Consider the following 2,872-nt stretch of genomic DNA (forward strand, 5'->3'; position numbering starts at 1 on the left):
CGGCCCGGGTGTGGGCCCAGCGGGTGGGTGGCGAGGCCGGGCTGCGGGCGATGCGCGGCTACCAGTTCGCGGCGACCCGGTTGGCGCTGTTGCGCGACGGCGTGACGCGGGGCCTGGACCGTCGGCCCGCCGACCGGGAACGGACGGCGCGGGAGGAACGGGAGCTACTGGACTCGATCAGCCTGTACCGGTCGTACTTCGTGGGCCGGGATCCGCAGACCCCGGTGGGAGTCTGGGACGGCGAGCGGTACCACCTGCGCTTCCCCGACGGCTCCCAGCGGGCGGTCGAGGCACCGGACGAACCGGTGGTGCCCATCCCGGTGGTGCTCACGCCGCCGCAGCCACCACCGCCGCCCGCCTACCCCGCCGGGTACGGCCCGTACGGCTGGCACGGGCAGCACCCGCCCGCGCACTGGCCGCCGGGCCACCGCTGAGCGGACGGGTGCCCGGTCAGGCCATCAGGCTGGTCAGGAAGTCCCCGAGCCCCTGCGCCATCATCATCAGGGCCGCTCCGATCGACCGGAACATCTGGGCGGCGCCCTCCGGCCGGAAGGCCATGAAATAGATCAGGAACGCGAGGCTGCCCCAGGCCAGCACCTTCTTCACGAATACCGGCATCGTCCCTCCCCAGGGCCGGTGGTGCGGCTGGCTTCCCGCCGGGGAGCGTGGCAAACGACGCGGACGGTGTCAGTGCCGTCCGGGGACGGTCGGGCAGCCCACGAGGAGCGCAGTCGTCGCCGGGTGTCCTGGTGCCTTCGGGTGTCTCGGTGCCGCCGGGGTCACAGATAGAGCCCGGTGGCGTCCTCCTCGACCCGCTCGGCGGCCACCGCGTGCACGTCACGCTCGCGCAGCAGCACGTAGCCGCGCCCGTGCAACTCCACCTCGGAGCGGTCGTCCGGGTCGAAGAGCACCCGGTCGCCGGAGACGATCGAGCGTACGTGCGGCCCGACTCCCACGGCGGTGGCCCAGGCCAGGCGCTTGCCCACGGCCGCGGTCGCGGGGATCACGATGCCGGCGGTGGAACGGCGCTCGCCCTCGCTTCCCTCCACCCGCACCAGCACGCGGTCGTGCAGCAGCCGGATGGGCAGGCCGGAGTCGAGATTCGGGTCCGCTGTCACGCCGCAGACGCTACCGTGTCGCCTCCGGCGCGCCGCCGGTGGTCACCCGGGTTGGGCAGCCGTCCGTGGGGGCAATGTGTGGCGGAAGTTTGCCCTACCGTGGAGCGGTCGGACGTATCCTGTCCGCCCCTGGCGCCCATGCGCGGGCCGAAATCTGCCTGGAGGTGCCCGTGAGCCGGTTCGAGCGGATCCGCAGCCGCGTGCGTCGCGCGTACGAGTCGGGTCGGGATTCGGTGCGTACCGCCCGGAACCGGCCGCCGGACGTCCCGGAGCCCGCCGCTACGGCCTCGCCGTCGCGGCCCGGTCCGGTGGCGTCGCCGACCGCCACCGTGGTCGACGAGGAGTCCCCGGAGCCCGGGCCCGCCTCCACCTCCAGTCGTGACGACGCGGACGTGCCGCACGCGTTACGCATCGCCGCCGGCTGGTCGTGGCGGTTGATCGTGGTCGGTGTCGTGTTCTGGGCGCTGGTGAAGGTCGTCAGCACGATCAGCATCGTGATCATTCCGCTCGCCGTCGCCCTGCTGCTGTCGGCGTTGCTGGCGCCTGCCGTCGGGTGGCTGCTGCGGGCCCGGTTCCCGAGGTCGCTGGCGACGGCGGTGGTGCTGGTCGCCGGCCTGGCCGCGGTGATCGGCACGTTGACCCTGGTGGTCAACGAGTTCATCAAGGGCGTACCGGAGCTGGCCGCGAAGTCGACCCAGGGCCTGCAACAGATCCAGGACTGGCTCAAGACCGGGCCGCTGCACCTCTCCGACAACGACCTCGACCGGTACATCGAGGAGGTCCAGCAGTTCGTCAACAACAACACCGAGCGCTTCACCAGCGGCGCCCTCTCCACCGCCGCGACCCTGGCCGAGGTGCTGACCGGCACGGTCCTGGTGCTCTTCGCGGCGTTCTTCTTCCTCCGTGACGGCACCGTCATCTGGCGGTTCCTGGTCCGGCTGCTGCCGGTGGCGGCACGCTGGAAGGTCGACGACGCCGGCCGGGCCTCCTGGGCGACCCTGGGCGCCTACGTCCGGGCCACGGTGCTGGTCGCGTTCATCGACGCCGTCGGCATCGGCATCTTCCTCGTCATCTTCGACATCCCGTTCGCGTTCCCGCTGGCCGCGCTGGTCTTCCTCGGCGCGTTCATCCCGATCGTCGGCGCCACCCTTTCCGGTGGCGTGGCGGTGCTGGTGGCGCTGGTCGACAGCGGCCCGGTGACCGCGCTGATCATCCTCGGCGTGGTGATCGGCGTACAGCAGGTGGAGGGGCACATCCTCCAGCCGCTGATCATGGGCCGGGCGGTGGCCATCCACCCGCTCGCGGTGATCATCGGGCTGGCCGCCGGCGTGGTGCTCGCCGGGATCACCGGCGCCCTGGTCGCCGTGCCGTTGATCGCGGTGCTCAACACGGCGGTCCGCCGCCTCGCCGCGCGTACCGTGCCGGACACCCCACCGGACGCGGTGGTCGTCGCCTCCCGCGCCCCCTGACCCGCAGCGGCCGGGCCCTGCCCTGCCCTGCCCTGCCCGGCCCGGTCAGTCGGCGGCGAGCCGGGTCAGCGCGCCCTGGACCACCTCACGGCGGGTCGTGTACCAGAACGGCGGCAGCGACCGGCGCAGGAACGGCCCGTACCCACGGGCGGTCTCCAGCCGCGAGTCGAGCACCGCCACCACGCCCCGGTCACCGTTGGCCCGGATCAGCCGCCCGACCCCCTGGGCCAGGCGGACCGCCGCGATGGGGACGCTGACGGCGGCGAAGCCGGAGCCGCCCTGGGC

The 2,872-nt window shown here is 73.2% G+C and carries 4 protein-coding genes and 1 pseudogene; 2 read left to right on the forward strand and 3 right to left on the reverse strand.

Going from position 1 to position 2,872, the window contains the following annotated elements; genetic code table 11:
* Positions 1–434 (forward strand): annotated as a pseudogene (locus tag EYA84_RS29905) (PrsW family intramembrane metalloprotease); the annotation flags it as partial.
* 16 nt (positions 435–450) lie between these two features.
* Here the strand turns inward: EYA84_RS29905 and EYA84_RS33045 are convergent.
* Together EYA84_RS33045 and EYA84_RS29910 are read right to left on the reverse strand one after the other, a co-directional pair.
* Positions 451–618, reverse strand: a complete 168-nt coding sequence (locus EYA84_RS33045) for a hypothetical protein (protein ID WP_162854396.1) — start codon at positions 616–618, stop codon at positions 451–453.
* 161 nt (positions 619–779) lie between these two features.
* Positions 780–1,118, reverse strand: coding sequence for a co-chaperone GroES (locus EYA84_RS29910; RefSeq protein WP_131057469.1), 339 nt, complete (start codon positions 1,116–1,118; stop codon positions 780–782).
* Between the two features lie 116 nt (positions 1,119–1,234).
* Here EYA84_RS29910 and EYA84_RS29915 point away from each other — a divergent pair, with 116 nt between their 5' ends.
* Positions 1,235–2,587, forward strand: coding sequence for an AI-2E family transporter (locus EYA84_RS29915; protein ID WP_387260440.1), 1,353 nt, complete (start codon positions 1,235–1,237; stop codon positions 2,585–2,587).
* A gap of 45 nt (positions 2,588–2,632) precedes the next feature.
* On the opposite strand, the gene EYA84_RS29920 is transcribed toward EYA84_RS29915, so the two are convergent.
* Positions 2,633–2,872 (reverse strand): helicase C-terminal domain-containing protein (locus EYA84_RS29920; RefSeq protein WP_275540824.1); only part of this gene is annotated, 240 nt, incomplete at its 5' end.

The organism is Verrucosispora sp. SN26_14.1 (genome assembly GCF_004307965.1).
Classification (GTDB): domain Bacteria; phylum Actinomycetota; class Actinomycetes; order Mycobacteriales; family Micromonosporaceae; genus Micromonospora.

Coding starts and splice junctions, on each gene's coding strand:
- EYA84_RS33045 (WP_162854396.1), bottom strand. CDS start 618: ATGCCGGTATTCGTGAAGAAGGTGCTGGCCTGGGGCAGCCTCGCGTTC.